This window comes from Flavobacterium psychrophilum DSM 3660 = ATCC 49418, from assembly GCF_002217405.1.
GTDB lineage: Bacteria > Bacteroidota > Bacteroidia > Flavobacteriales > Flavobacteriaceae > Flavobacterium > Flavobacterium psychrophilum.
Genome location: NZ_MUHE01000037.1, coordinates 1 through 26,508, shown reverse-complemented (window position 1 = coordinate 26,508; position 26,508 = coordinate 1). Strand labels below are relative to the sequence as shown.

Sequence of the window (26,508 nt, the reverse complement as noted above, 5' to 3'; positions counted from 1 at the left end):
TATAAATTTCAAAAAATTAATAAATTTTATTTATTTTAGCCAAATGATTCGAGTAGTAATAATAGGTTCAGGAAATGTTGCGCAACATTTAATAAAATCGTTTGCTAAAAGTAATATTATCCAAATAGTACAAGCTTTTTCTCGCCACAAAGAAAGCCTTAAAAATATTATCGATTATTCGAAAATTACAAGCAACTTTAGCTCTTTAGTTGATGCCGATGTGTATATTATTTCTGTTTCTGATAATGCTATTGCAGAAGTTTCTCATCAATTAAATTTAAATAACAAATTAGTAGTACACACTTCGGGAAGCATCAATATTACTAATTTAGATGATAAAAACCGAAAAGGTGTTTTTTATCCGTTGCAAACCTTTTCGAAAAACGCAGCTATTAACTTCAACGAAATTCCAATTTGTGTAGAAGCCGAAAATGAATCCGATTATAAATTATTAGAAACAGTGGCTAGATCTATATCTAAAAAAGTGTTTCAAATTAATTCAAATCAAAGAAAAACACTACATGTTTCGGCAGTTTTTGTCAATAATTTTGTAAATCATTTGTATAAAATTGGAAACGATATTTGTACCGAAAACAATATTCCTTTCGAAATATTACAACCATTAATACAAGAAACAGCAAATAAAATTTCTTTACTTTCGCCAGATGAAGCCCAAACCGGACCAGCAAAACGAAACGACACACAAACAATTAACGCCCATTTGCATTTTCTAACCAACGAAAATCAGAAGGAAATTTATAAAATACTAACAAAATCTATTATCGATAATGGCAAAAAGCTATAAAGAAATCATGAACGACATCACTACCTTTATTTTTGATGTTGATGGCGTACTAACCAACGGAAAAGTACACGTTTCCCCAACAGGAGAAATGCTACGAGAAATGCACATTCGTGACGGATTTGCTATGAAATCAGCCCTAGAATCTGGTTATAATGTTTGCATTATTTCGGGCGGAAGCAACGAAGGTGTTCGCATCAGATTAAGAAATTTAGGCATTACCGATATTCATCTTGCCGCACCAAACAAAGTAGAAACCTTTAAAGAATATATCGAATTATACAATATTAAACCCGAACAAGTCTTGTATATGGGCGACGATATTCCTGATTATCATGTCATGCAATTGGTTGGATTACCCACTTGTCCGCAGGATGCAACCCCAGAAATAAAAGGAGTTTCAAAATATATTTCGCACATAAATGGCGGAAACGGTGCTGTTCGTGATGTGATAGAACAAGTGATGAAAGTACAAGGAAAATGGCTTACTTATTTTGATGGGAAACACGATTAAGAATAATTACGAATTAATTTGAAATCTTAATCAAATAAACAAAAAAATGAAATACCTAAAACTCATTCGATACCAAAACTTAATTATGATTGCACTCATGCAACTCATCGTTTTATTTGGATTCCTAAAAATGCAAGACATTCCTTTAGCTTTGGCTTTATGGCAATATTATTTATTAATAATTTCGACAGTTTGCATTGCTGCTGGCGGCTATATTATTAATGATATTATGGATCAAGATGCTGATACCGAAAACAAACCCAAAAAAGTCATCATAGGCAAAACCATTACCGAAGCATTAGCTTACAATTTATATGTCCTTTTTACCGTTATAGGCGTAGGAATAGGATTTTACCTTTCTAGACTCATCATGCGTCCTAATTTTGTTACCGTTTTCATTTTATGCGCCGCCTTATTATATATTTATGCCACTAACCTAAAGCAAATCATGATTTTAAAAAATGTTATTGTAGCTTCATTACTAGCTTTTAGCATTATAATAATAGATTTATTCATGATTTTTCCCGCAACAGATATTACTAACAAAGAACAAATGCGTCCCGTATTTTCTGTGCTGATAGATTTTGCTACGATAGCATTTATACTCAATTTTATAAGAGAAATTGTAAAAGATTTAGAAGACACAAAAGGAGATAAAAAACAAGAAATAAGAACACTACCAATTGTTTTTGGGGTTTATAAAACTTCCAAATTAGTATTTATATTAAGCTTTGTTCCCGTTTTGTGCATCTTGTATTATGTATATAATTATTTGTTTCATTTACAATATGCAACAGGTTATATTTTCCTTTTCCTAATTGGTCCTTTATTATATTTTATGATTAAAATTTGGTTTGCCCAAACAAAAAAAGACTTCTATTATCTTAGTAATGTTTTAAAAATGGTTATCCTTTTCGGAATCATTTCTATTGCAGTAATTGGAATAAATATGAAATATTATGTTGCGTAAAAAGTTCGAAAACACCAAAATAATTCTGGCTTCTGGCTCTCCAAGAAGACAAGAATTTTTTAAAAATTTAGATTTAGATTTTGAAGTCCGTCTCAAAGAAATCGAAGAAATATTCCCAAAAACCTTACAATCACTAGAAATTACCGATTATTTAGCCAAACTAAAAGCTTCGGCTTTTGATGGCGATTTACTCCAAAATGAACTACTAGTAACAAGCGACACTTTGGTTTGGTTACAAAATGAAGCGTTAGGAAAACCAAAAGATTATGACGATGCTTTTGCCATGCTTCAAAAATTATCTAATCAAACTCATGAAGTTATAACATCAGTTTGCTTTAAAACCAAAAACAAAACCGAAATTATAAATGATATTACACAAGTTACTTTTGGTACATTATCAGACGAAGCTATCAAATATTATTTAGATAATTACAAACCTTTCGACAAAGCGGGAAGCTACGGAATACAAGAATGGATAGGACTTATAGGCATCACAAACATTCATGGTTCGTACACAAACGTGGTAGGATTACCCACCGAAAAAGTATATCTATATTTGTTAAACCATACGTTTTAGTGGCTTATTTCTATTAATTACCGTATTTTGCGTTAAGGCTTTTTAGTAAACTTTATTCTTATCGGAGTTCCGTAAACTTGGTTTGTAACCAAAAGCCCAACCCTAGTGGCAACACACAAATAATGAGATTTAAAAAATGTAGCGAATTATACAATTAAGCGAATTTAATTGTACAATAATTAATAAATTTTAAAGCTAATTCGCAATTCATAATTTGTAATTGAAACTTACCAATACATTTCCTTTATCTTTGTAAAAAAAATCCTTTTTTGTTTTGAGATATTTTATAGAATTTGCTTATAACGGAACACAATATCATGGCTGGCAATACCAACCTAATGCGACATCAGTACAAGAAACTTTAAACAAAGTTTTTTCGACACTACTACAAGAAAAAATAGATATTATGGGTGCTGGCCGTACTGATGCTGGTGTGCATGCCAAACAAATGTATGGTCATTTTGATACTGATATTAGTATCGATAATGCAAAATTTATTCACAAAGCCAATTCATTTTTACCAAAAGACATTGTGATTTTTAATATAATTCCCGTTCACAATCAAGCCCATGCCAGATTTGATGCTACTTCACGAACATACAACTATCATATTTCGACTTACAAAAATGTTTTTACTAATAATTTAGCTTGGTATTCATCAAAGAAAATAGATGTCATTGCCATGAATGAAGCGGCAAAAGTATTATTAAAATTTACCGATTTTAAATGTTTTTCGAAAACAAATACAGATGTAAATACTTATAACTGCAAGATAACCGAAGCATTTTGGAGCATCGAAAAAGAGCAACTCATCTTTACCATCACGGCCGACAGATTTTTAAGAAATATGGTACGTGCCATTGTAGGAACACTCATAAATATTGGTTTACACAAAATAACAATCGAAAATTTTATACAAATAATCGAATCTCAGAACAGAGAAAACGCAGGGTTTTCGGTTCCAGCACATGGTTTATTTCTCACAAATATCGAATACCCGTATATAAAAAAAGATGAAAGCATTTGACACAACCCTTTTCAAAAGGATTTTAGAATATACCAAACCATACAAAAAACGATTTTATAGCGTTATTGTTTGGGCAATATTATTAGCCATTTTTGCAGCACTTCGCCCCTATTTGCTAAAAAACATAATAGATGATTATGTATTACCAAAAGATAAAAACGGATTTTCCTTATTCGTAATCCTTATGGCAAGTTCGCTTATTCTCGAAGTATTATCACAATTTTACTTTGTATATTGGGCAAACTGGTTGGGACAAGACATCATAAAAGACATTAGAATAAAGCTTTTTAAACACATGACAAGCTTCAAAATTAGTTATTTTGATCACGAACCCGTAGGCAAATTAGTTACCCGTTCTGTTTCTGATATCGAATCTATTGCAAGAATCTTTAGCCAAGGTTTATTTATGATTATAAGTGATTTACTTAAAATGGCCGTAGTACTCCTCTTTATGTTGTATATGAATTGGAAATTAACCATGATTATTCTAGCGGCAATGCCAATTCTTGTGTATATAACCAGAATATTTCAGAAAAAAATGCAACTTGCTTTCGAAGAAGTGAGAAACCAAATTTCTAACCTAAATACTTTCGTACAAGAACGCGTTACAGGAATGAAAATTGTACAGCTTTTTACTAGAGAAGACATAGAACTCGAAAAATTTAAAGAAATAAATGACAAACACCGAAAAGCTTGGGTAAAAAATGTTTGGTATAACTCTATATTTTTTCCAATTGCCGATATTATTTCGTCTTTATCCTTAAGCTTTATTGTTTATTACGGAGCCATGCTAATATTAAACGACGATCCGCTAACCAAACAAGGCGATTTGTTTGCTTTTACGATGTATATCTCCATATTTTTTACACCACTGCGACAAATTGCAGATAAATTTAACGAAATGCAAATGGGAATGATTGCAGCCCATCGTGTTTTTGAAGTATTAGACACCAATGATCATATTGAAGATATTGGCACCGAAATCGCTCCAAAATTTGAAGGAAGAATAAATTTTAAAAACGTAACTTTTGGCTATAAACCAGATGAAGATGTCTTAAAAAGCATTAATTTATCTATTAATGAGGGAAAAACAATTGCCATTGTAGGAGCAACTGGCGCAGGAAAATCGACAATAATTAACCTGCTAAACCGTTTTTATGAAATAAAATCAGGTACAATTTCTATTGATGGTAATGATATTACTCATTATACTCTAGATAGTTTGCGCCAACAAATAGCCATTGTTTTACAAGATGTTTTCTTATTTGCAGATACGATTTATAATAATATCACTTTAAACAATCTAGCAATTTCTAAAGAAGAAGTTGTCGCTGCTGCTAAAGAAATTGGTGCACACGAATTTATTATGAGTTTACCAAACGGATACGATTATAATGTAAAAGAACGTGGCAATATGTTATCATCAGGACAACGCCAACTCATTGCTTTTTTGCGTGCTTATGTGAGTAAACCTAGCATTCTAATTCTCGATGAAGCCACTTCATCTATCGATGTTTATTTAGAAGAACTCATACAAAAAGCTACCGAAACAATTACAAAGAACAGAACATCAATCGTAATAGCACATCGCTTGGCAACGATTATAAATGCTGATAAAATTGTAGTTCTAGACAAAGGAATCGTAGTTGAAGAAGGAACACACAATCAGCTTTTACAAAAGGAAAATGGTTATTACCGAAAATTATATGACTCGCAGTTTGTAGCTCTTGAGAAAATATAAACACAAATTTTACAAATACAAGACTAAATTAGCAATCCCATAAAAAGGCTGTTAACTGATGCCCGATTTTTTAGTTTTCTTTTCCAAATTCTGACAAACTTTCTAGTATTGGCAATACTTTTAATCCCTTTTTAGTTAATGAATATTCAACCTTTGGCGGAATTTCATTGTACGATTTTTTATCCAAAATATTAAATTCTACTAAACTTTTTAATTCTTGGATCAACATTTTTTCGCTAATGTCTGGAATTTGTCTTTTCAAATCACCATATCTGCGAATTTCAATTCCAATTTGTCCAATAATTCTCAATTTCCATTTTCCTCCTAAAATGTTTAATGAACGCTTTACCGGACATTCTTCTACTTGTAAAAAATTATTTTTCACTATTTAATGTTTTTAGTACACTGATTATCAATAATTATTACTTTTTAGTTAGTAACCTACTTTTTTGTAGGTACTTGTCTAATAGTTTGCTAAGTTATAGTTTTGCTTTAATATTTAAAAATAAAAATTATGAAAAATAAAATTTTAGTAACTGGTGCAACTGGTTATCAAGGAAATGCAGTAATTCAAGAACTTTTGAAACAAGATTTTTCAGTTTCGGCTTTGGTTTCTCCAAACAAAGAAGCGAAAGATTTAGAAAATCAGAATATCGAAATTTTTGAAGGACGATTTGAAGATTTAGAAAGTTTAAAAAATGCTTTTAAGAATGTGAGTAAAGTTGTTTTGTCGTTTCCATTATTATTTGATGAAAAGCAATTGATGCTTTTTGCCGAAAACGTTGTTAATGCTTGGAAATCTTCAAAAGTTGAGTTAATAATTTTTAATACTAATTTACCTGTTTATCCTGAAAAAGTTGGTTTGATTGCTTTTGACAGCAAATTATTAATTGAGCAGTATTTTGATAAAGAAAAGTTACCTTACATTTCTCTTCGCCCAACTTTATATATGGATAATTTTTCTGCTCCATTTTTGCTACCTGTAATTCAAAATAATGGAATTCTACCATATCCAGTTCCGCCGAATGAAAAAATTGCTTGGATTAGTCACTTTGATTTAGCAAAATTTATTGTTGAAGCACTAAAAAAACCAGAATTAAAAGGTAGAAAGTTTAATGTTGGTGGAATTGAGTTATTAACTGGCGAAGAAATGGCATCAACAATTTCTAAATATGCTGGAAAACCAATTCGTTTTGTTCCTGTTTCACCTGATGATTTTGAATTACAAATTTCTCCAGCGTTTGGAGATGAAACTGCAAAAGAAATTTCAAATATTTACAGATTTGTAAAAGACAATATTACTTATTTACAAGTTCAAGATTTAAAAGAAAACACTTTGAAAAACCTTCCAATTTCGCTTGAAACCTTTGATGATTGGACAAGCAAGATAAATTGGTAGCTAAAATATAAATTAAAAGGAACAATAAAATGCAAAGTACTTTATTGTTCCTTTTTTCTTTTGCATTTTGTACCGCTCACGGGTATCAGTTAACTAATTAATTTGTGCAAATTTGTGTAATTGATTATACAACTTCACACATTCTACCGCTTCTTTTACATCATGGACTCGGAGAATATTACCCCCTTTTGTTAACGAAATTGTGTTTAAAACCGAAGTCCCATTTAAAGCATTTTCAGGTGTAGTTTCTAATGTTTTATAAATCATCGATTTTCTAGAAACTCCAACTAAAATTGGTAATTCGAGCATTTCAAACAATTCTAATTTATTTAATAATTCAAAGTTTTGTTCCAATGTTTTAGCAAAGCCAAATCCTGGATCTATAATCAAATCATTAATACCAAAACTTCTGGCTTTGGCTACTTTTTCAGAAAAATAAAACAAAATATCTTTAAGTAAATCATCATAGTTTGTCATTTCTTGCATGGTTTGCGGTGTGCCGCGCATGTGCATCATAATGTACGGAACTTGTAGTTTTGCAATGGTTTCGAACATATTATCATCAAGATTTCCTGCAGAAATATCATTAATAATTGCTGCGCCATTTTCAACCGCTATTTGAGCTACTTTACTATTAAAAGTATCTATAGAAATCATCGTTTCTGGAAATTTTTTCAAAATTAAATCGACTATCGACACAACTCTTTTCAACTCTTCATCGATCGAAACAATGGCCGCTTTTGGTTTGCTAGATTGCCCTCCAATATCTATAAAATTCGCACCATCTTGTAGCATGTTTTCCACTTGAATCAAAACATTTTTTTCTGAAACAAATCGTCCACCATCATAAAAAGAATCTGGTGTAACATTCAAAATCCCCATTACTTTTGGTGTAGATAAATCTATAAGTTGTCCTTTGCAGTTAATTGTCATTGGTATAAATTTCAGTTTTTACAAATCTGCATTCAAAAATCGCTAATCTTCAATCAACAATCAAAAAAATACCTTATTTTTGAACAAATTTGTTACAAATATAAATTAAAAAATGAAGAATACTTCACAACAATACGACGCAATCATCATAATTTGTCGAGATTTATTTACTAAAAAAATGAAAGATTACGGTTCTGCATGGCGCATTTTACGTTTGCCATCGCTTACAGATCAGCTATTTATAAAAGCACAACGCATTCGTAGCCTTCAAGAAAATGAGGTTCGAAAAGTAAATGAAGACGAAAGTTCAGAGTTTATTGGGATTATCAATTATTCGATAATGGCATTAATACAGCTAGACAAAGGAGTTGCCGTACAACCTGATTTATCTGTTGATGAGGCTGTGAAATTATATGACGAAAAAATAAAATTGACCAAAGAATTAATGGAAAACAAAAATCATGACTACGGTGAAGCTTGGCGTGATATGCGTGTGAGTTCCTTGACCGATTTAATTTTGCAAAAAATTCTTAGAGTAAAACAAATTGAAGATAATAAGGGCCAAACATTGGTTTCTGAAGGAATTGATGCCAATTATCAAGATATGATAAATTATGCCGTTTTTGCATTAATATTAATGAATTATCGTAAGAATATTTAATGTTTTAACGCACAGATGCATAGAAAAATAGAGTAACGGTTTACATAGAAAATATTTTTAGATATAGCTATGCAATCTACCTAAAAACAAAGTTTTGTTTTTTTCAGAATTTGTGTTTATATGTGGTGAAATATTTATATTATATAGATTTCAAAAAATAACAACTCATTAACAAATATTAAAATTAATCCGTTTTATATTTGTAAAAAACATAAAAATGGAAAAAGTAAAAAGTAGTTATTTACCTTACACAATTAGAATACTAATTTCGTTCTTATTTATCATTTCGGCCATTGCCAAAATGTATCCATCTCCGTATTTTGCCATTTCAACATTTGAAGTAAAACAGTTGTATCCGCTAGGATTTTCGGAAATTATTGCACCGTGGTTTTCTAGAATTTTAATAGGAATCGAGTTAGCCTTAGGTATTTTAATACTTCAAAACAACTTTCTACGAAAATTAATTATCCCTATAACCATTTTATTATTAGCGGTTTTCGTTGGTCATTTGTCTTATGTAACATTTTTAAGTGGCGGAAACACAGGGAATTGTGGTTGTTTTGGCGAACTAATCCCAATGACACCTATTCAAGCCATTATAAAGAATATAATTGCCATTTTTCTGTTGGTTTACTTATTCTTTTTATTATCAAAAACAAATGATAAAAATAATTTTTATGTAGTTATAGGTATTACATTAGCAACCATAATATCACTGTTTTTATTGGCACCAATTAAAAAAAACACAAACGATTTTACTATTTCGCCTATAGAAAACACCTTAATAGACAGCACTAAAAACGAAATTATAGCTCCAATTCTTAAAGATTCAGTTATTACTACTGTAAAAGTAGATTCGGTAAAAAAAGCAATTCCAACAAAAATTGAAGAAGTAATTTCAACAACCGAACCCACAAAACACAAATCAGGTTATGCCAAATTATTTCCAAAAATAGATACAGGTCGAAAAACACTTTGCTTTTTTGTTCCAGGTTGCGACCACTGCCGCAAAGCAGCAAAAGAACTAACAGAATTGAAACAAAAAAATGCTAATTTCCCTGAAATATTAATCATTTTTATGAATGAAGAAGTAGATTTAATTCCAGACTTTTTTAAAGAAACAGGTGCAGAATATCCTTATAAAATCATCGAGATTATTCCGTTTTGGAATGCCTTAGGAACTGGCAAAGACACGCCAGGGGTAAAATATATCTGGAACGGCAATACCTATAAGTATTATAACGGAATTACCGACAACAAATTTAACCCTATCGATTATCAAGCACTAATTAACAAACCATTTTCTGAATTAAAAAAATAAAAAATCATGCAAAAATTAATAGGATTATTATTCGTTATAGCATTAAATATTTCTTGTTCGAATGCTCAAAAAACAGAATTTGCTAAAGAAACTTTAATAAGCAAATTAGTGGCTCCAGATGCAAGCGAAACCAATTTAGCCGAAATTATAAAAAAACACAAAGGAAAAACTCTAGTTGTAGAAGTTTGGGCATCTTGGTGTGGCGATTGTGTAAAAAATATACCCAATATTAAAGAATTACAAGCCACACATTCTAATACTGATTTTGTTTTTCTTTCTTGCGACAAAACACTAGAAGCTTGGACAAAAGGTATAGAAAAACATGAACTAAAAGGAGATCATTATTTAATCCCAGAAGGGATGAAAGGCACTTTTGGAAAATCTATCAATTTAGATTGGATTCCCAGATATATTATTATAGACAAGACAGGAAAAATAGCCTTATATAAAGCCATTGAAACCGATAAAGAAAAAGTAAATATATTATTAAAAAGCCTAAACTAATGAGAGCAAAAATTGTAGCTGGAAACTGGAAGATGAATAAAAATTCGGAAGAAACCGAAGATTTAATTAATGAATTAATAGATAAATTACCAACCAATAGTAATGCTAAAATAATTATTGCACCAACTTTTATAAATCTTGCTTCGGCTGTAGACCATACCGAATTTACTAATATTCGTGTGGCAGCACAAAATATGCACCAAGCAGAAAATGGCGCTTATACTGGTGAAATTTCTGCAGATATGCTAAAAAGCATTGGAGTAAATACTGTAATCCTTGGCCATTCGGAACGAAGAGCTATCTTTCATGAAACTGATGCTATAATTTCGTTTAAAGTAGATACGGCTTTAAGACACGAGATGACTGTTATATTTTGTTTTGGAGAAGAATTGAAAGACCGTCAAAACAAACAACATTTCAATATCGTTGAAAACCAATTGCGTGACGGATTATTTCATATAGATAAATCCGCTTGGGCAAATATTATTTTGGCTTACGAACCCGTTTGGGCAATAGGAACAGGCGAAACTGCAAGTCCAGAACAAGCGCAAGAAATGCACGAATTTATTAGAGAAACTGTTCGCAAAGTTTTTGGAAGTGATATTGCCGAAGATGTTTCTATTCTTTATGGTGGTAGTGTAAAACCTGACAATGCTAAAGAAATTTTCTCTAAACCCGATGTTGATGGCGGATTAATAGGAGGAGCAGCATTAAAAGCTGATGATTTTGTAGTTATCGTAAATGGGATATAAACTAAATTCACTTTAAAAAAGTAAAACCACCCGAGACGAGTGGTTTTACTTTTTTAAATACTTTATCAGAGCCAAAACATATAGTATTAAAGAAGCTAATAAACAACTAATTTCGAAAGTAAAGTTATCTTTTGCTGTGCGTGCTAAAAGCATAAAGACTGTTCCAAATATAAATAAATGCAACGGATTTAAGCTTTTGTAATAGTCAGTTAGTTTACTCATATCTTATTTAAAAAAAGAATCTACAAATTCGTATTTATTAAAAACCTGTAAGTCGTTTATACCTTCACCTACGCCTATATACTTTACAGGAATTTGAAATTGGTCAGAAATTCCTATTACGACTCCACCTTTTGCTGTTCCGTCTAGTTTTGTAACGGCTAATGAAGTAACTTCGGTTGCAGCGGTAAATTGTTTGGCTTGTTCGAAGGCATTTTGTCCTGTTGAACCATCTAGAACCAACATTACATCGTGTGGCGCTTCTGGAATTACTTTTTCCATTACTCGTTTTATCTTGGTGAGTTCGTTCATTAAGCCTATTTTATTATGCAAACGACCAGCGGTGTCTATAATAACAACATCTGCATTTTGTGCTACGGCACTTTGTAAAGTATCGAAAGCTACCGATGCTGGGTCACTTCCCATTTGTTGTCTTACGATAGGTACTCCTACTCTATCTGCCCATATTTGTAATTGATCGATGGCGGCGGCTCTAAAAGTATCGCCAGCTCCAAGAACGACACTATATCCTGATTTTTTAAACTGATTGGCTAATTTTCCTATAGTTGTTGTTTTTCCTACTCCGTTTACTCCTACTACCATAATGACATATGGTTTTTTGTGGGCTGGAATTTCAAATTTTGTGGCTTCGCCTGTATTTGTTTCGGATAATAGTCCTGCTATTTCTTCTCGAAGTATTTTATTGAGTTCGTCGGTTCCTAGGTATTTATTGTTAGAAACTCGGGCTTCGATTCGTTGAATGATTTTCAGGGTTGTATTTACTCCTACGTCTGATGATACGAGAATTTCTTCTAGATTATCGAGGACATCGTCATCTACTTTAGATTTTCCTGCTATGGCTTTTGTTAGTTTTGATAAAAAAGAGTTGCTGGATTTTTCTAGTCCTTTGTCTAGATTTTCTTTTTTTTCGGAGGAGAATATTTTTTTAAAAAAATTCATTTTATTTGTTTTTTTTTATGTGGTTAGATTTTTAGAGTATAGACTAAAAACCTAATGTTTAATAGAAGCCTACAGTTTGTATTTAGCCCTGATGGAAGTGAAAATCCTTTATATGTCATACAGGTTTTTAGAACCTGTATGACATATAAAGATTGTAACGTACAGCAGGAAAATGGTTTAATAAATTCGAAAATGTTTTGCTCCTAAAAAATTTTTACATGCAAATATAAAACAAAAAAGCTACTTCCAAAAGAAAGTAGCTTTAGTATATTTATTGTTCTGTTAGATTATTTCTTTTTTAAGAATGTATCTACTTCTTCTGGTGTCATAATTGCTTCAACAAAAGTGTAAGCTCCCGTTGTTGGGGATTTTACCATTTTGATAGCTTTAGATAATCTTTTAGAAGCTGTTTGCAAACTTGCTACGGTTTTCTTTGCCATGACTTATTATTATTTAATTTCTTTATGAACAGTTACTCTTTTCAATACTGGATTGAATTTTTTGATCTCCAAACGATCTGGAGTATTCTTTTTGTTTTTAGTTGTAATGTAACGTGAAGTTCCAGCTACGCCAGAAGCTTTATGCTCAGTACACTCTAAAATTACTTGAATTCTATTACCTTTCTTTGCCATCTTGCTATATAGTTTTTAGGACCAGATTATTTTATAAATCCTTCTGTCTGCGCTTTTTTCAAAACTGCAGAAATTCCGTTTTTGTTAATCGTTTTGATTGTAGAAGCTGCTACTCTTAGAGTAATCCATCTGTCTTCTTCAGGAAGGTAAAAACGCTTTTTAATCAAGTTCACAGAGAATTTTCTCTTTGTCTTGTTCATTGCGTGAGAAACGTTATTTCCTACCATCGCTCTTTTACCAGTAAGGTCACAAATTCTTGACATTATATTATCTTTTTTCGTTATTCAAAATTCAGAGTGCAAAAGAACGAAAAATAAATGGTTGTAGCAAATTATTTTGAATAGTTTTTTAAAATTTCTTTATAAATCATTTCTAAAGCTTGGTTTAAAGCCCTATCTATCACTTTTTCACGGGGTTGCCCAAAATTGAATTTTTCGGAAAAAACTCCTTTTGGAGTGGCAATTGCGATAAAAACGGTTCCAACTTCTGCATTTGCATCGCCTTTATTGGGTCCTGCATTTCCTGTTGTGGCAATGGCAAAATTTGTTTTAAATTTTTTTTGAACTTGTGTTGCCATTTCTTCAGCTACTTGAGTACTAACGACTGAAAATTTGTTTATTTTTTCTTGAGAAATACCCAAAACGGCTACTTTGGCCTCGGTAGCATAGCTCACGATGCTGCCTTTGAAATAATTTGATGATCCCGAAACTGATGTTATAGTTGAGGCTATTTTGCCACCTGTACAACTTTCTGCTGTCGAGATTGTTAGCTTTTTTTCTGTTAAGAGTTTTCCTAAAACAACTTCGAGGGTTTCGTCTTCTTCGAAGCCTACAATGCAATCGGAAATTATTAACTGTAGCTTTTGTACTTGCAAACTAATTTCGTTTTTTAGCACATTTTCATCGACACCACGAGCTGATAATCTTAATCGTACTCGTCCTGGGCTTGGCAAATAGGCTAGTTTTATAAATTTAGGCAGATTGTCTTCCCAGGTTTCTATTCGTTCTGCTAATAAACTTTCGCCAACGCCATAGGTTAGTATGGTTTTGTGAATAATGAAAGGGCGTTCGTATTTTGCTATTAATTTTGGAATTACTTCGTTTTCTATTAAATATTTCATCTCATAGGGTACGCCAGGTAGGGATATAAAGACGGTGTTTTCTTTTTGCAACCACATTCCTGGGGCTGTTCCGACTTGATTAAAAAGTACTTCGCATTTAGATGGGACAAGCGCCTGATCTTTATTTACTTGTGTTATTGGTCTTTTGAAATAATCTTCTATAAGTTGTGTAACGTGAACCAATACTTTTTCGTTAATTATTAGTTTATCGTTAAAATATTCGCATAAAGTTTTCTTGGTAATATCGTCTTTTGTTGGTCCTAAACCTCCTGTTATAATAACTACATCGACTTTGTTTTGTAGTAAGGAAAGCGTTTGTAAAATATGTTGTTTATCGTCAGTGATAGATAACATTTCGTGCACTCCTATGCCTATTTTGTCTAAGGATTTGGCTATAAATGAGGAATTTGTATCTATTATTTGCCCTATAAGAATTTCGTCGCCAACGGTTACTATGGTTGCTTTCATTATTGATAGTTTTTCTGTTTTTAATTTATAATAAAAAAATCACTAATTACCACGAGTTTATTTGTAGTTATTAGTGATTTTTTTGTTTATTTGATTGTATTTTAACTATTTAAAACACTTTTTTAATTTTTTTAGACCTATCGGCCACATATGAAACTAACCAAGCGATTCGACCTTCTTTGGCAAAATATAGCTTTTTATTGTTAATATTTGGCAAAGCTTCTAGACAAGCCTGAAGAATATTACTGCCCGATATTAGATGTTTTTGGGAATATGTTTTTAAAACTGCTTCTACTTCCTTATCTGTTTTAGCAAGCTCTTCAAATTTTACAAAATTATTCTTTAGTATAGCGTCATAATCTATAACATCCTCTAATTTAAACTGGCTAAAATTTTGTTTCGCTGCTCCATTCATAAGCGTATAGAAAGCCCAAACAGCTCCTCCGGACATAAATATTTTTTCTTTTTCTAATGCTAAAGAACCAGCGGCATACATTGCGGCTATTTGCCTTCTAACTTCTGGCAGAAAACTAAATGATTTTTCGTTATATTCCCCTAAGGTTCCTTTCCATGTTCTTTTGAAAACTTCTTCGGTTAGAGAAACCGTTCCAAAATTAAGACTTACTGGAAAAAAAACAAAAACATCGCCATTTCTAACATCTACATAACCACCTTTTGTATTTCCTCCGCCTATGTCTAACACCATGGCATTTGGATAATCTATAGGTGGCACACAGCCTTTTAGCAACATCTTACCCTCGGTTTGCACATCTATAAAATCTAAATCTTTATTGGTTAGCGCTTTAATCTTGTCTTTTAATTCTTGTGTGTTTTTTGCCATAGCAACACCAGAAGAACCAACTATAAAAATATTTTCATCTAGGACTTTAAAATCTTGCTTTATTTTTATATAATTAGACAAAACAATAGCACCTGCATTATCGATATCTTGTTTTGCTAAATTACCATCTATTGCCACTCCTTTTACTATTCCAGCATTTTCAGACCAGAAAGATTTTACAACATAATCTCCTCTTTTAATATTATCTACATCTAGCACGGTCATCTTTATTCCCTTACTACCTATCTCTATTCCTCCATACAACTGGGCATTAGTTATAATAGTAAAAAGAAAAAAGGATAAAGTTAAGGAGTATTTTAATAGCGAATTTTTTTGCATTATATATTATTTTAAGTTAAAATCATTTATTTGACATGTCAAAAATTATGCCGTTTTTTTATGATAATCATAGTTTTATACCTTATGTAAACTATAATTTTTTTTTATTTCAGACAAAGCTAAATCGATACGACCCGACATACTTTTGTATATTTCTTTAATTTCTTTTTTCTTACCTTTGTTTTTTGCCCATTGTTCGATTTGAAGAATTTCATCATGAGCAGCTTCCATTCCCAATAAACTGAGTGTGGGATTTATTTTGTGGGCATAACCGTATGCGTGGGCATAATCTTTAGCGTTAATTCCTTCTTTTATTTGTTTAACATCTAACGGAACTTCCTCTACAAACAGTTTTACTATTTGCAATACGAAGTCTTTATCATCATCAGAAATTGCATAAACTTTTGCCAAATTATAATGTATTGCCATACTTTTTATTTTACTTGAATTCTAAATAGTTTATTGTTTTCTAAGAAGCCTTCCAAAACATCATTGGGATTAACTTTTGCAACACCTGCTGGGGTTCCTGTAAAAATAACATCTCCAATTTTTAGGGTGAAATATTGGGAAACATAAGCGATTAATTCATCTATTTTCCACAACATCATATTTGTATTTCCTTTTTGAACTGTTGTACCATTATTAGTTAGCTCAAATGTAAGATTTTCGATCGAATTGTAATTTTTTTTCGATAAAAAGTCACCTATAACTGCCGAACCGTCAAAAGCCTTTGATTTCTCCCAAGGCAAACCTTTATCTTTTAACTTTTGTTGCAAATCACGTGCTGTAAAATCGATTCCAACACTAATTTCGTCATAATATTTATGTGCAAATTTTGCCTCAATATATTTTCCAACTTTATTTATGCGCACAATTATTTCGATTTCGTGATGAATATCATCGCTAAATTCGGGGATTACAAATGGGTGCTGTTTTAGCAAAATAGCTGAATCTGGCTTTAGAAAGACTACTGGCTCCGCTGGCCTTTCGTTTTGTAATTCGGCAATGTGCTCGGTATAATTTCTACCTATACAGATTATTTTCATTTCTTAAAATTGAAAGATTTAATAATTCGAAAATTGAAAGATTAAATTATTTAGTGTTTAGTTTTCGAAGTTTAATTGCTGTTAGAACTTTCTTGGTATATAACGGAAAATCTGCGTTTTGAATCCAACTAAAATAACCTGGTTCCGTTTCTAAAACTTTATTTACTTTTACTCCTTTGTGTTTTCCAAAGGTAAAAACTTCTTCATTATCTTTATCAAAAGCTATCATTCCAGCAAAATCGGCTATTTTTTTTCTGGTTGTGAATTCTGAAAGTGATTTCATGTCATTTTCTAATTCCGGATAACGATCAAGTTGTGCTTTTAGAATTTCGTATGTTGCCATTGTATCTGCTTCTGCAGAATGGGCGTTTTCTAGAGATTTACCCGTATAAAATTTGAGTGCTGCGCTTAACGTTCGTTCTTCCATTTTATGAAAAACAGTTTGCACATCGACAGAGACTCTTCCTTTCATATCGAAATCGACACCTGCACGAAGTAATTCTTCTGCCAATAACGGAATATCAAATCTATCAGAATTAAATCCTGCTAAATCTGAATCTTTTATCATATTATAAACCTGCGACGCCAATTCGTTAAAAGTTGGTTCGTTAGCTACTTTTTCGTCTGTTATTCCGTGCACTGCCGTGGTTTGTGCGGGAATTGGAATGGTAGGATTTACCAACCATGTTTTACTTTCTTTGTTTCCGTTTGGAAAAATTTTAAATACTGATATTTCGACAATCCTGTCTTTTCCTATGTCTATTCCTGTGGTTTCGAGATCGAAAAAGCAAATTGGACGGGTTAATTTGAGTTCCATATTATTTGTTTGTTATTACAAATGTAAAATTTTCAGTGTTTGAAAACTACAAAGTTTTACATTTTTTCTGTCATAAATAAAAAATCCCATTTCTAATGAAATGGGATTTTTTATTTTAATATGTTATATAAGGTGGCTTCGCATTTTTATCTAGATGTCTTCGCAACCTTGTGGGTGTATCGCCATCGCCAGATAAACTAGGAATACCTTTGGGTTCACTTTCATTTATTGTTGTTGTAGGGTCATCTACAATTGGACTAAAAGGATAATACAAACTAGTTCCTTGTCCTGCACTTAAAGGGGTAGGTTTTTTAATTTCAGATTTTGTAGAATAACCATCTCCATCATCATCTATATCTAGATAATTAGGGTGCCCATCTGCGTCTGAATCATCATTTGTTGGATCTCCATCTCCATCTACATCCTCGTCTTTAGAGTCTATCCTATCATAATCATGATCTACATAATTTACTCCCTTCAATTTAAAGGTAAAAATAAGTGGCGAATAAGAAGGAATAGCGCCCCTTGAACCATTATAATAAGCTAATCCCGAAGGCAAAAACATAACACCTGCACCAAAATTGGTATAATTTACTGTTCCATCAGCATCTGTAGCAAAGGTTCCTGATTTAAATAACGGCATGATATCCCTCCAGCCCTGTATAACTCTATCTAAAGTAAACCACACTGGATTTTGTGCCTGATCGAAAACAGTCTCGTTAAGCAAATACCCTTTATAAGACACAAAAGCAGAATCTACCTTTGTTGGTCTTTCCTTTGTTCCTTCTCGCAGTGAGATATAATATACTTTATAATTAACACCGTTTCTGTTTACTGTTTTATTTAATAAAGGATAATCTGTTTGATTTCTAATAGATACACCTGGCGTAGGCATAATACTTATTTTTTTAAATGTTACATCATAAGAACCATCTAAAACAGCTACATCCATATGATATTCATCTAAATATTTATCGATAGCAGCAATGTCTCTAGGATACTGCTCAGCAAAAGGAACAACGTATTCAGGTGTAGGATCCTCATTTTTATGACAACTAAAAATCATCAAACTCATTGCAAATATAAAAGCTACTTTAAAAAATCTAATCATTATATTCTTTTTTAGGTGCGCAAGATACAATTTTGATTTATTTTTGTTTAAAATTTAACTTTGTTTTTTAATTTTTATGCGAATAGATAAATTCCTTTGGTGTGTACGCTATTACAAAACCAGAAATATGGTTACCGAAGCCTGCAAAAAAAACCACATTACAGTAAATAATCAAGTAGCAAAAGCTTCTAAAGAAGTCTTTGCTGGAGATAAAGTTACTTTTAGAAGAGATCAGATAACTTATATCATCTCAGTTTTAGGCATCCCTGACAATCGCGTGGGTGCAAAACTGGTCGATATATATAGGAAAGATGAAACTCCAAGCGAGTCGTTTGCTCATTTAGAACTGCTAAAATTATCGAAAGAACATTACCGAAAAAACGGAACGGGGCGTCCTACTAAAAAAGACCGTCGAGATATAGAAGATTTTGGGACTGATACAACAGACAAACAAACCGATGAAGAAGATTGACCAAAAATACTGGCAAAACAGATATCAAACTAACGATATTGCTTGGGACACAGGTAAAATAACCACCCCAATAAAAGCATATATAGACCAAATAGAAGATCAATCTATCAAAATATTAATTCCAGGTTGCGGCAATGGCTATGAGTACGAATACCTTATAAAAAAAGGGTTCTATAATAGCTTTGTTGCAGATTATGCCCAAACACCTATTGATAATTTGAAGAAAAGAATACCAAACTGTAATGCGAATCAGTTACTAATTTCTGATTTTTTTGAACTCGAAGGAAGTTATGATTTAATTATCGAACAAACTTTTTTTTGTGCATTAAATCCAGAATTAAGGGTTAAATATGCACAAAAGATGCTTTCTTTACTTTCGCCGAAAGGCAAAATAATTGGCTTACTGTTTCAATTCCCGCTAACCGAAGCTGGACCACCTTTTGGAGGATCGAAAGAAGAGTATTTAAAATTATTTTCTACCAACTTTAACATAAAAACAATAGAAACTGCTTATAATTCGATTAAACCACGTGAAGGAAACGAACTGTTTTTTATCTTTACAAAAAAATAACAACCATGAGCCAAAATAATATCTTAAACCACCAAGAAATTGAATTTAAAATAAAGCGAATTGCCTATCAGATTTATGAAACTTTTATCGATGAAAATGAAATTGTCATAGCTGGAATTGAAGGAAACGGAAGTGTTTTTGCTAATAAAATCGCTACAGAACTAAAAAAAATATCTCCTCTCGAAGTAATTTTATGTGATGTAAACATTAATAAAAGAAACCCAAACTCTCCCATTACAACTTCTATTGCTAAAAAGGATTATGAAAATAAAGGATTAGTACTAGTTGATGATGTTCTTAATTCTGGAACGACATTAATTTACGGTGTAAGGCATTTTCTTGATGTTGATTTAAAAAAGTTTAAAACCGCAGTTTTAATAGACAGAAATCACAAAAAATACCCTATAAAAGCAGATTTTAAAGGCATTTCGCTGTCTACCTCTTTATTAGAACACGTACAAGTCGTTTTTACCGAAAATCAGGATTGCGCATACTTAGAATAATATCTTATGTATTTCTTCAACAATATCAAACGGAGACTTATCATCTATTATAATAGTGTATTTACAATGGCTGTAGTAAAAATTACGATCAAATAAATGCTTGGCAACAAATTCTGCTAGTTCATCATTTGCTAAATTCTTAAGAAGCGGTCGTTTGTCTTTATTCATCTTCAATCTATCTACTAAAGTTGCAACACTCCCTTTTAGATAAATAGAAATTACGTCATCTTTTTGCAAAAAGAGATGATTCTCTGCATAACATGGCGTGCCGCCGCCAAGGCTTAATATAAACGATTGTTTCGAATTTATTTTATTTTTAAACACTTCATGTTCTTTTTTCCTAAAAAAAACCTCTCCTTTCTCTTCAAAAATTTCATTTACAGTTTTAGAAAGACTCTCTTCGATGAGATAATCTATATCTAAAAACGGTAAATTTACTTTTTTCGAGAGTAATTTTCCTATTTCTGTTTTTCCAGAAGCCATATAACCAACTAAAACAATTTTTTTCATGAAGCTAAAACCTTATAAATTAAGACACTGAGAATATTTTTAAAAAAAAGACAAATTTAAGACAAATTTACTTTGAAAAATGAATAATATATTCTTATCTTTGCACCCGCATTGAGGTAATAACAATGACTTGGTAGCTCAGTTGGTAGAGCACATCACTTTTAATGATGGGGTCCTGGGTTCGAGCCCCAGCCAGGTCACAATTTTTTTTATTACTTCAAGCAATGACTTGGTAGCTCAGTTGGTAGAGCACATCACTTTTAATGATGGGGTCCTGGGTTCGAGCCCCAGCCAGGTCACAAGAAAGTCGTTCACCACAAGTGAATGACTTTTTTTATTTAAGGCCACGTGGAGAAACGGTAGACTTGCCAGCTTGAGGGGCTGGTGCTCGTAAGGGCGTGCGGGTTCAAATCCCGCCGTGGTCACTTTTAAGTTAAAAATAAAATCCTAATCACTTATAAATTAAGTAGTTAGGATTTTTTTTTTAGTTTTAAATTTGTATTATTTCTGTATTCTAGTTAAAAATTAAGCTAATAACTACCATCTTAATAAAAAAAATAAATGTTTGTTTTTTAGGTGCATACTTTATACATTTTACACAAAACAAAAAACCCTAATACATTTTACTGCATCAGGGTTTAAATTACTCGCTGTTTCTATTGATTTTTATAATAAGCTTGCGGGGTGGTTCGCTTTCATTTGTTGTCACTACACTTTGTTTTGGCAAAGACAGCAATAACTCATTTAAAGCCTAATAAAGCCTTTATAAAGGGTATTTTAGGACAAGCTAGTATAATTTCTAATTCAGTTTTTAGATTAGATGTTTCATCTAAAAAATTAAATATTTTTTTTGGTTTTATTCTTAGAAACATATTAGAGAATATTTTTTTTCCTAAATCATTATCTTTATACAAAACACTAACAAAAATTTTATCGTAAAATAAAAATCTATTCTTTTGATGAAATTTTCGAAAGTCGATTGTTGGCTTTTTTAATAATCCGACCAATTTTTCTGATTGCTTTATTGTATTCCTAAAAGTATAACCAGTACTGGCTTTTGTCCAACCACCAGCAGTTCCTATATGTAAAACATTTCTCGAATTGTTTTTCCAGAAAGGAAAAATAGTCATGGGAATATTTCCTTGCTCCTTCGCAACAATCTCAAAGGAAGTTGCTCCTTTTTCTTTTAAATAATCGTTTATTGCAACTTCATATTCTTGTGTTTGCAACAAATTAGCTGAAAACAAAGTATATTCGACCAAAGCTTCGGTTGGAGAAAAAGGCAAAACATACATAAATCGTGTGTTTCCTTTTTGTGGAATAGAAAAATCCATAAATGTAGCGCAATTAACATTAAAAATAGGATTACTCGTTTTTACAAACCAACCTATAAAATGCTGTTTTAAAAGTGGGTGTTTTTTATTGATATCTATTTTTGAAACATCAAAAACACTATTAAAAAATTTAAATGTAGCATATTTCGCAACATTAGAAGTCACAATTACGTGCGATTTTTTGTCTTCAAAAGCAATAAAACTTTCTTTTTTACAGCTAATTTCTGAATGTTTTTTTAATTTATCGAAAACGTAATTATAAAAACGAATTGACTCAATCATTTTATAATTTGTACCATCAGCAAGACATTCTATTGTTGCCTTCTCATTAATAAACAAAGCTTGTTGCCACTTTTTTGAAACTAAACTCTCAAAATCACCTAATTTATCCTCCCAAAAACACCAAGTTCGGTCATTATTATTTTTATCATTAGGTTCTAATAATAATACTTTTTTGCCTTCTAAAAGCTTATTATTCATCATTTTGTCTAAAATCATCAGACTTGCTAATCCTGCTCCTGCAAAGATATAATCGTACTTTATTTGCATTTTTTGAAAGTATTTTAACAAATATAAGAAAACAAAACAATTATTTATTTAGTTTTGTTTAACTTTTACAAGAAAAAGATGAACGCAGTTAAAACAATATTTAGTATCAAGGACCTCGAGAATCTTTCGGGAATAAAGGCGCATACTATTCGTATTTGGGAAAAGAGATATTCAATTTTAGAACCCATGAGAACCGATACAAATATTCGGCTTTATGATATTCATAACCTTCAAAAATTATTAAATATAACCTTACTACACGATTACGGCTATAAGATATCTAGAATATCTAAATTATCGCCTGATAAAATCCCAGCATTGGTACGAGAAATTGTTTCTGAAAAAAGCGCAAAAAGTCATGCTATAAATGCTTTTAAAATGGCTATGATGAATTTTGACCAGACGCTTTTTATTAATACCTATAATAATTTATTGTTGGAAAAATCTTTTAGAGCCGTTTTTTACGAGGTTTTTATTCCGCTCATGAACGAAATAGGATTATTATGGCAATCTAACACCATAACTATTGCACACGAACATTTTATTACTCATTTGATAAAACAAAAACTTGTCACAAATATCGAAAAAATTCAGGTTTTAGAACCTACTAGAACCGATACAATTTTTGTTTTATATTTGCCTTCAAACGAAATTCACGAACTCGGATTAATGTATCTGAACTACGAATTTATACTAAGCGGATACAAAACGATATATCTTGGAGAAAGCGTTCCTATTGAAAGCCTTAAGGATATTCAACGTTATTTTGATAAAATTACTTTTGTAAGTTATATGACTGTACAACCAACGAAAGATGAAATTAATAGTTATATAGAGAAAATTAAAACCGAAATTCTTGGAGAAAACAGCTCCGAATGCTGGTTTATAGGAAAGATGACAACTGAAATAAATCCTGAAATTTTAAATGAAAAAACAAAAATATTTCAATCGATAGCATCAATTATAGAAGAAATATAAAATTTATTGTTTTTTGTTTAACTTTTTTATATATTTGTTAAACATTTATGAGAAAAAATATAGCAATATTAGGATCTGGTTTTTCTTCTTTAGCCGCAGCTTGCTATTTAGCACAAGCGGGTAACGATGTAACCATATATGAAAAAAACAGCACCATTGGCGGAAGAGCCAGACAATTTGAAAAAGAAGGCTTTACTTTTGATATGGGTCCATCATGGTATTGGATGCCAGATGTTTTCGAAAAATTCTTTGCTCATTTTGGCAAAAAACCATCTGATTACTATGATTTAAAAAAATTATCTCCAGGATATCAGGTTTTTTATGATACCAATGATTTTATAACCATATCAGACAATCTTAAAGAAATAGTAGATACTTTTGAAAATATTGAAACTGGAAGTGGTAGCAAACTACAAAAGTTTATACAAAAAGCACAAAGCAATTATGACATTGCCATAAAAGACTTGGTTTACAGACCAGGTGAATCCCCTCTAGAACTAGTAACTATAGAAACTGCCAAGAAAATAGATCAGTTTTTTTCTACTATTAGCAAAGATGTTAGAAAACAATTTAAAAACAAAAAACTAATTCAAATATTAGAATTTCCGGTATTATTTCTTGGTGCAAAACCATCTAAAACGCCCTCTTTTTATAGCTTTATGAATTTTGCAGATTTTGGCTTAGGAACTTGGCAACCTACAAATGGTTTTTACGATGTGGCAAATGCAATGGCAACTTTAGCAAAACAATTGGGCGTAACAATAATTACCGATGCAAATGTTGAAAAAATTATAGTAGATCATAAAACAACAAAAGGGATTTTGGTAAATAAAAAAATAATTTATACCGATATCGTTTTATCTGGAGCCGATTACCATCATACCGAAACACTTTTAGAACCAGAATACAGACAATATTCTGAAAAATATTGGGACAAGAAAACTTTTGCACCATCTTCTCTGCTTTTCTATGTTGGTTTCGACAAAAAGTTAGAAAATGTGATTCATCATAATTTATTTTTCGATGTTGATTTCGATTTGCATTCGGAAGAAATTTACGACAACCCAAAATGGCCAACAGAACCCTTGTTTTATGCAAACTTTACCTCAAAAACAAATCATACAACTGCCCCAGAAGGTTGTGAAAACGGTTTTTTTTTAATCCCAATTGCTCCTGGAATTGAAGACACACAAGAATTAAGAGATACTTATTTCGAAAAAATAATTTCTCGTTTCGAAAAAGTTACAAACCAAGAAGTTAAAAAAAATATTATCTTTAAAGAATCATTTTGTGTAAACGATTTTGTAAAAGAATACAACTCATACAAAGGAAACGCTTACGGAATGGCAAATACCTTACTACAAACCGCATTTTTAAGACCTAATTTAAAAAGTAAAAAAGTAAAAAACTTATATTTTACGGGTCAACTAACTGTACCCGGACCTGGTGTGCCACCTGCATTAATATCTGGAAAATTAGTTGCCGATTTAATAAAAAAATACTCCTTTTAATATGAAATCACTTTTTGACACGGTATCTAATGATTGTAGTAAGATTGTAACACAATCCTATAGCACTTCATTCTCGTCGGCAGTAAAAATGCTTTCGTCAAGTATTAGGCAAGACATTTACAATGTATATGGCTTTGTTCGTCTGGCAGACGAAATTGTAGATAGTTTTCATGATTATGACAAAGAAGCTTTATTTAATACCTTTGAAATAGATTTGAAAAATGCTTTGGAACAAAAAATAAGCTTAAATCCAATTTTGAATGCTTTTCAACACACGGTTCACAAACACAAAATATCCTACGATCTTATTGATGCTTTTATGAATAGCATGAAACTAGATTTAGCAAAAAAAGAGTACAAAACAAAAGATGAATACGACCAATACATATACGGAAGCGCAGATGTTGTAGGACTAATGTGCTTGACCGTTTTTGTAAAAGGAAATGTAGAATTATACGAAAGTTTAAAAAATGCAGCAATGCGATTAGGATCAGCCTTTCAGAAAGTAAATTTCTTAAGAGATTTGAAAGCCGATTTTGAAGATTTAAATAGAACATATTTCCCTAATACTGACTTATCGCAACTTAACGAAACGTCTAAACAAGAAATTATTAAAGAGATTGAAGCCGATTTTAAGGCTGGCTACGAAGGCATTACGCATTTACCTATAGAAGCAAAATTTGGTGTATATACCGCTTATATTTATTACAAAAAATTATTGTCTAAATTAAAAAAAACGCCTTCAAGAGAAATAAAAAATACTAGAATCCGAGTTTCTGATTATCAAAAAATTAGCTTATTAGCTAATTGTTATGTAAAATATCGTCTAAATTTATTGTAAAAATTATGTGGTTATATATATTAGTTTTCGTTTTTACCTTCTTCTTTATGGAATTTATGGCTTGGTTTAGTCACAAATACATTATGCACGGTTTTTTGTGGAATTTACATGCAGATCATCACAAGAAAGACCACAATTCTTGGTTTGAAAGAAATGATGCTTTTTTTATATTTTACGCCATTGTGAGCATTATCTTCTTCTTACTCTGGAAAAATAATATTCTAGAAGTTGGTCTTGCTATTGGTTTAGGAATTTTCTCTTATGGGCTAACTTATTTTTTAGTTCACGACATTTTTATTCACCAACGGTTTAAATTTTTTAGAACTGCTAATAACAAATATGCAAAAGCGCTTCGTAGAGCACACAAAATGCATCACAAACACATTGGCAAAGGAGATGGAGAGTGTTTTGGAATGCTTTTTGTTCCTTTTAAATACTTTAAATAAAAGAAAAACGATCTTATAATATAAGATCGTTTTTCTTTT

General features: G+C 31.4%; 32 protein-coding genes and 3 tRNA genes. 21 read left to right on the top strand and 14 right to left on the bottom strand.

Annotation, left to right across the window (positions count from 1 at the left end):
* Positions 1–43: 43 nt before the first annotated feature.
* From B0A57_RS09815 to B0A57_RS09790, 6 genes are all read left to right on the top strand, one after another.
* Positions 44–805 carry a Rossmann-like and DUF2520 domain-containing protein gene (locus B0A57_RS09815; protein WP_011963540.1) on the top strand — a complete coding sequence of 254 codons (762 nt, stop codon included), beginning with the start codon at positions 44–46 and terminating at the stop codon, positions 803–805.
* Positions 789–1,316: a KdsC family phosphatase gene (locus B0A57_RS09810; protein ID WP_034097713.1), complete on the top strand. Its 528-nt coding sequence runs from the start codon at positions 789–791 to the stop codon at positions 1,314–1,316. The genes B0A57_RS09815 and B0A57_RS09810 overlap by 17 nt, the downstream gene beginning before the upstream one ends.
* A 46-nt stretch (positions 1,317–1,362) precedes the next feature.
* A complete protein-coding gene (locus tag B0A57_RS09805) occupies positions 1,363–2,286 on the top strand; it encodes a geranylgeranylglycerol-phosphate geranylgeranyltransferase (RefSeq protein ID WP_074460287.1) in 924 nt (307 codons plus the stop codon).
* A complete protein-coding gene (locus tag B0A57_RS09800) occupies positions 2,276–2,863 on the top strand; it encodes a Maf-like protein (RefSeq protein ID WP_034097711.1) in 588 nt (195 codons plus the stop codon). Before B0A57_RS09805 ends, B0A57_RS09800 begins: the two co-directional genes overlap by 11 nt.
* A 274-nt stretch (positions 2,864–3,137) precedes the next feature.
* Complete coding sequence (gene truA / locus B0A57_RS09795; RefSeq protein ID WP_011963544.1) at positions 3,138–3,890, top strand: tRNA pseudouridine(38-40) synthase TruA; 753 nt, start codon at positions 3,138–3,140, stop codon at positions 3,888–3,890.
* Positions 3,877–5,631 carry an ABC transporter ATP-binding protein gene (locus B0A57_RS09790; protein ID WP_038466251.1) on the top strand — a complete coding sequence of 585 codons (1,755 nt, stop codon included), beginning with the start codon at positions 3,877–3,879 and terminating at the stop codon, positions 5,629–5,631. The genes truA and B0A57_RS09790 overlap by 14 nt, the downstream gene beginning before the upstream one ends.
* Positions 5,632–5,701: 70 nt before the next feature.
* Here the strand turns inward: B0A57_RS09790 and B0A57_RS09785 are convergent, their stop codons facing one another.
* Positions 5,702–6,016, bottom strand: a complete 315-nt coding sequence (locus B0A57_RS09785) for a winged helix-turn-helix transcriptional regulator (RefSeq protein WP_038466248.1) — start codon at positions 6,014–6,016, stop codon at positions 5,702–5,704.
* Positions 6,017–6,145: 129 nt separating this feature from the next.
* Between B0A57_RS09785 and B0A57_RS09780 the strand changes: the two genes are divergently transcribed.
* Positions 6,146–7,030: an NmrA family NAD(P)-binding protein gene (locus B0A57_RS09780; protein WP_038466245.1), complete on the top strand. Its 885-nt coding sequence runs from the start codon at positions 6,146–6,148 to the stop codon at positions 7,028–7,030.
* A gap of 93 nt (positions 7,031–7,123) precedes the next feature.
* Here B0A57_RS09780 and folP read toward each other — a convergent pair whose 3' ends face one another.
* Entirely contained in the window at positions 7,124–7,963 is an 840-nt protein-coding gene (folP, locus tag B0A57_RS09775; RefSeq protein ID WP_038466242.1) for a dihydropteroate synthase, read from the bottom strand.
* Between the two features lie 112 nt (positions 7,964–8,075).
* Here folP and B0A57_RS09770 point away from each other — a divergent pair, with 112 nt between their 5' ends.
* The 4 genes from B0A57_RS09770 (at position 8,076) to tpiA (ending at position 11,201) form a co-directional block, all read left to right on the top strand.
* The gene (locus tag B0A57_RS09770) at positions 8,076–8,624 is read left to right on the top strand and encodes a DUF1599 domain-containing protein (protein ID WP_011963547.1); all 549 of its coding nucleotides are present in this window, start codon (positions 8,076–8,078) and stop codon (positions 8,622–8,624) included.
* A 217-nt stretch (positions 8,625–8,841) separates the two neighbouring features.
* Positions 8,842–9,945, top strand: coding sequence for a protein TlpB (locus B0A57_RS09765; RefSeq protein WP_034097692.1), 1,104 nt, complete (start codon positions 8,842–8,844; stop codon positions 9,943–9,945).
* A gap of 6 nt (positions 9,946–9,951) precedes the next feature.
* Entirely contained in the window at positions 9,952–10,449 is a 498-nt protein-coding gene (locus B0A57_RS09760) for a TlpA family protein disulfide reductase (protein ID WP_034097688.1), read from the top strand.
* Positions 10,449–11,201, top strand: a complete 753-nt coding sequence (gene tpiA / locus B0A57_RS09755; protein ID WP_011963550.1) for a triose-phosphate isomerase — start codon at positions 10,449–10,451, stop codon at positions 11,199–11,201. The genes B0A57_RS09760 and tpiA overlap by 1 nt, the downstream gene beginning before the upstream one ends.
* Positions 11,202–11,426: 225 nt before the next feature.
* Here tpiA and ftsY read toward each other — a convergent pair whose 3' ends face one another.
* The 10 genes from ftsY to B0A57_RS09705 form a co-directional block, all read right to left on the bottom strand.
* Positions 11,427–12,380 (bottom strand): signal recognition particle-docking protein FtsY, encoded by a 954-nt coding sequence (gene ftsY, locus B0A57_RS09750; RefSeq protein WP_011963551.1) that lies wholly within the window; start codon positions 12,378–12,380, stop codon positions 11,427–11,429.
* 287 nt (positions 12,381–12,667) lie between these two features.
* Entirely contained in the window at positions 12,668–12,820 is a 153-nt protein-coding gene (locus B0A57_RS09745; protein ID WP_011963552.1) for a DUF4295 domain-containing protein, read from the bottom strand.
* 9 nt (positions 12,821–12,829) lie between these two features.
* A complete protein-coding gene (gene rpmG, locus B0A57_RS09740; RefSeq protein WP_011963553.1) occupies positions 12,830–13,012 on the bottom strand; it encodes a 50S ribosomal protein L33 in 183 nt (60 codons plus the stop codon).
* Positions 13,013–13,038: 26 nt separating this feature from the next.
* Positions 13,039–13,275, bottom strand: coding sequence for a 50S ribosomal protein L28 (rpmB, locus tag B0A57_RS09735; protein ID WP_011963554.1), 237 nt, complete (start codon positions 13,273–13,275; stop codon positions 13,039–13,041).
* Positions 13,276–13,343: 68 nt separating this feature from the next.
* A complete protein-coding gene (locus B0A57_RS09730) occupies positions 13,344–14,600 on the bottom strand; it encodes a competence/damage-inducible protein A (RefSeq protein WP_034097683.1) in 1,257 nt (418 codons plus the stop codon).
* A gap of 109 nt (positions 14,601–14,709) precedes the next feature.
* Positions 14,710–15,780, bottom strand: coding sequence for a Ppx/GppA phosphatase family protein (locus B0A57_RS09725; protein WP_011963556.1), 1,071 nt, complete (start codon positions 15,778–15,780; stop codon positions 14,710–14,712).
* A gap of 75 nt (positions 15,781–15,855) precedes the next feature.
* Complete coding sequence (locus B0A57_RS09720) at positions 15,856–16,209, bottom strand: Hpt domain-containing protein (protein ID WP_034097681.1); 354 nt, start codon at positions 16,207–16,209, stop codon at positions 15,856–15,858.
* Between the two features lie 5 nt (positions 16,210–16,214).
* Complete coding sequence (locus B0A57_RS09715) at positions 16,215–16,826, bottom strand: fumarylacetoacetate hydrolase family protein (protein WP_034097679.1); 612 nt, start codon at positions 16,824–16,826, stop codon at positions 16,215–16,217.
* Positions 16,827–16,872: 46 nt separating this feature from the next.
* Positions 16,873–17,643 carry a 3'-5' exonuclease gene (locus B0A57_RS09710; protein ID WP_011963559.1) on the bottom strand — a complete coding sequence of 257 codons (771 nt, stop codon included), beginning with the start codon at positions 17,641–17,643 and terminating at the stop codon, positions 16,873–16,875.
* Between the two features lie 115 nt (positions 17,644–17,758).
* On the bottom strand, positions 17,759–18,754 hold the full coding sequence (locus B0A57_RS09705; RefSeq protein WP_011963560.1) for an FKBP-type peptidyl-prolyl cis-trans isomerase: 996 nt from the start codon (positions 18,752–18,754) through the stop codon (positions 17,759–17,761).
* A 76-nt stretch (positions 18,755–18,830) separates the two neighbouring features.
* On the opposite strand from B0A57_RS09705, the gene B0A57_RS09700 reads away from it, so the two are divergent.
* From B0A57_RS09700 to B0A57_RS09690, 3 genes are read left to right on the top strand one after another with little or no spacing between them, the layout of a single operon-like run.
* Positions 18,831–19,226 (top strand): RNA-binding S4 domain-containing protein, encoded by a 396-nt coding sequence (locus tag B0A57_RS09700; RefSeq protein WP_011963561.1) that lies wholly within the window; start codon positions 18,831–18,833, stop codon positions 19,224–19,226.
* Positions 19,213–19,797 (top strand): methyltransferase domain-containing protein, encoded by a 585-nt coding sequence (locus tag B0A57_RS09695; RefSeq protein ID WP_011963562.1) that lies wholly within the window; start codon positions 19,213–19,215, stop codon positions 19,795–19,797. Before B0A57_RS09700 ends, B0A57_RS09695 begins: the two co-directional genes overlap by 14 nt.
* A gap of 5 nt (positions 19,798–19,802) precedes the next feature.
* On the top strand, positions 19,803–20,300 hold the full coding sequence (locus tag B0A57_RS09690) for a phosphoribosyltransferase domain-containing protein (protein WP_011963563.1): 498 nt from the start codon (positions 19,803–19,805) through the stop codon (positions 20,298–20,300).
* Here the strand turns inward: B0A57_RS09690 and B0A57_RS09685 are convergent.
* Entirely contained in the window at positions 20,292–20,810 is a 519-nt protein-coding gene (locus B0A57_RS09685; protein ID WP_011963564.1) for a shikimate kinase, read from the bottom strand. The genes B0A57_RS09690 and B0A57_RS09685 overlap by 9 nt on opposite strands.
* A gap of 127 nt (positions 20,811–20,937) precedes the next feature.
* Here B0A57_RS09685 and B0A57_RS09680 point away from each other — a divergent pair.
* The 3 genes from B0A57_RS09680 (at position 20,938) to B0A57_RS09670 (ending at position 21,235) form a co-directional block, all read left to right on the top strand.
* Positions 20,938–21,010, top strand: a tRNA-Lys gene (locus B0A57_RS09680).
* 26 nt (positions 21,011–21,036) lie between these two features.
* Positions 21,037–21,109 (top strand) — tRNA-Lys (locus B0A57_RS09675).
* 43 nt (positions 21,110–21,152) lie between these two features.
* Positions 21,153–21,235: transfer RNA gene (locus B0A57_RS09670), tRNA-Leu, on the top strand.
* A 315-nt stretch (positions 21,236–21,550) separates the two neighbouring features.
* Here B0A57_RS09670 and B0A57_RS09665 read toward each other — a convergent pair.
* Positions 21,551–22,693: a lycopene cyclase family protein gene (locus B0A57_RS09665; RefSeq protein WP_011963565.1), complete on the bottom strand. Its 1,143-nt coding sequence runs from the start codon at positions 22,691–22,693 to the stop codon at positions 21,551–21,553.
* A gap of 78 nt (positions 22,694–22,771) precedes the next feature.
* Here B0A57_RS09665 and B0A57_RS09660 point away from each other — a divergent pair, with 78 nt between their 5' ends.
* Genes B0A57_RS09660 through B0A57_RS09645 form a run of 4 tightly spaced genes read left to right on the top strand, consistent with a single transcriptional unit; the run spans position 22,772 to position 26,469 of the window.
* Positions 22,772–23,671, top strand: coding sequence for a MerR family transcriptional regulator (locus B0A57_RS09660; protein ID WP_034097676.1), 900 nt, complete (start codon positions 22,772–22,774; stop codon positions 23,669–23,671).
* Positions 23,672–23,718: 47 nt separating this feature from the next.
* A complete protein-coding gene (locus B0A57_RS09655; protein ID WP_038466235.1) occupies positions 23,719–25,182 on the top strand; it encodes a phytoene desaturase family protein in 1,464 nt (487 codons plus the stop codon).
* A gap of 1 nt (position 25,183) precedes the next feature.
* Positions 25,184–26,023, top strand: a complete 840-nt coding sequence (locus tag B0A57_RS09650; protein WP_011963568.1) for a phytoene/squalene synthase family protein — start codon at positions 25,184–25,186, stop codon at positions 26,021–26,023.
* Between the two features lie 5 nt (positions 26,024–26,028).
* Positions 26,029–26,469 (top strand): sterol desaturase family protein, encoded by a 441-nt coding sequence (locus tag B0A57_RS09645; RefSeq protein WP_011963569.1) that lies wholly within the window; start codon positions 26,029–26,031, stop codon positions 26,467–26,469.
* Positions 26,470–26,508 lie beyond the last annotated feature (39 nt).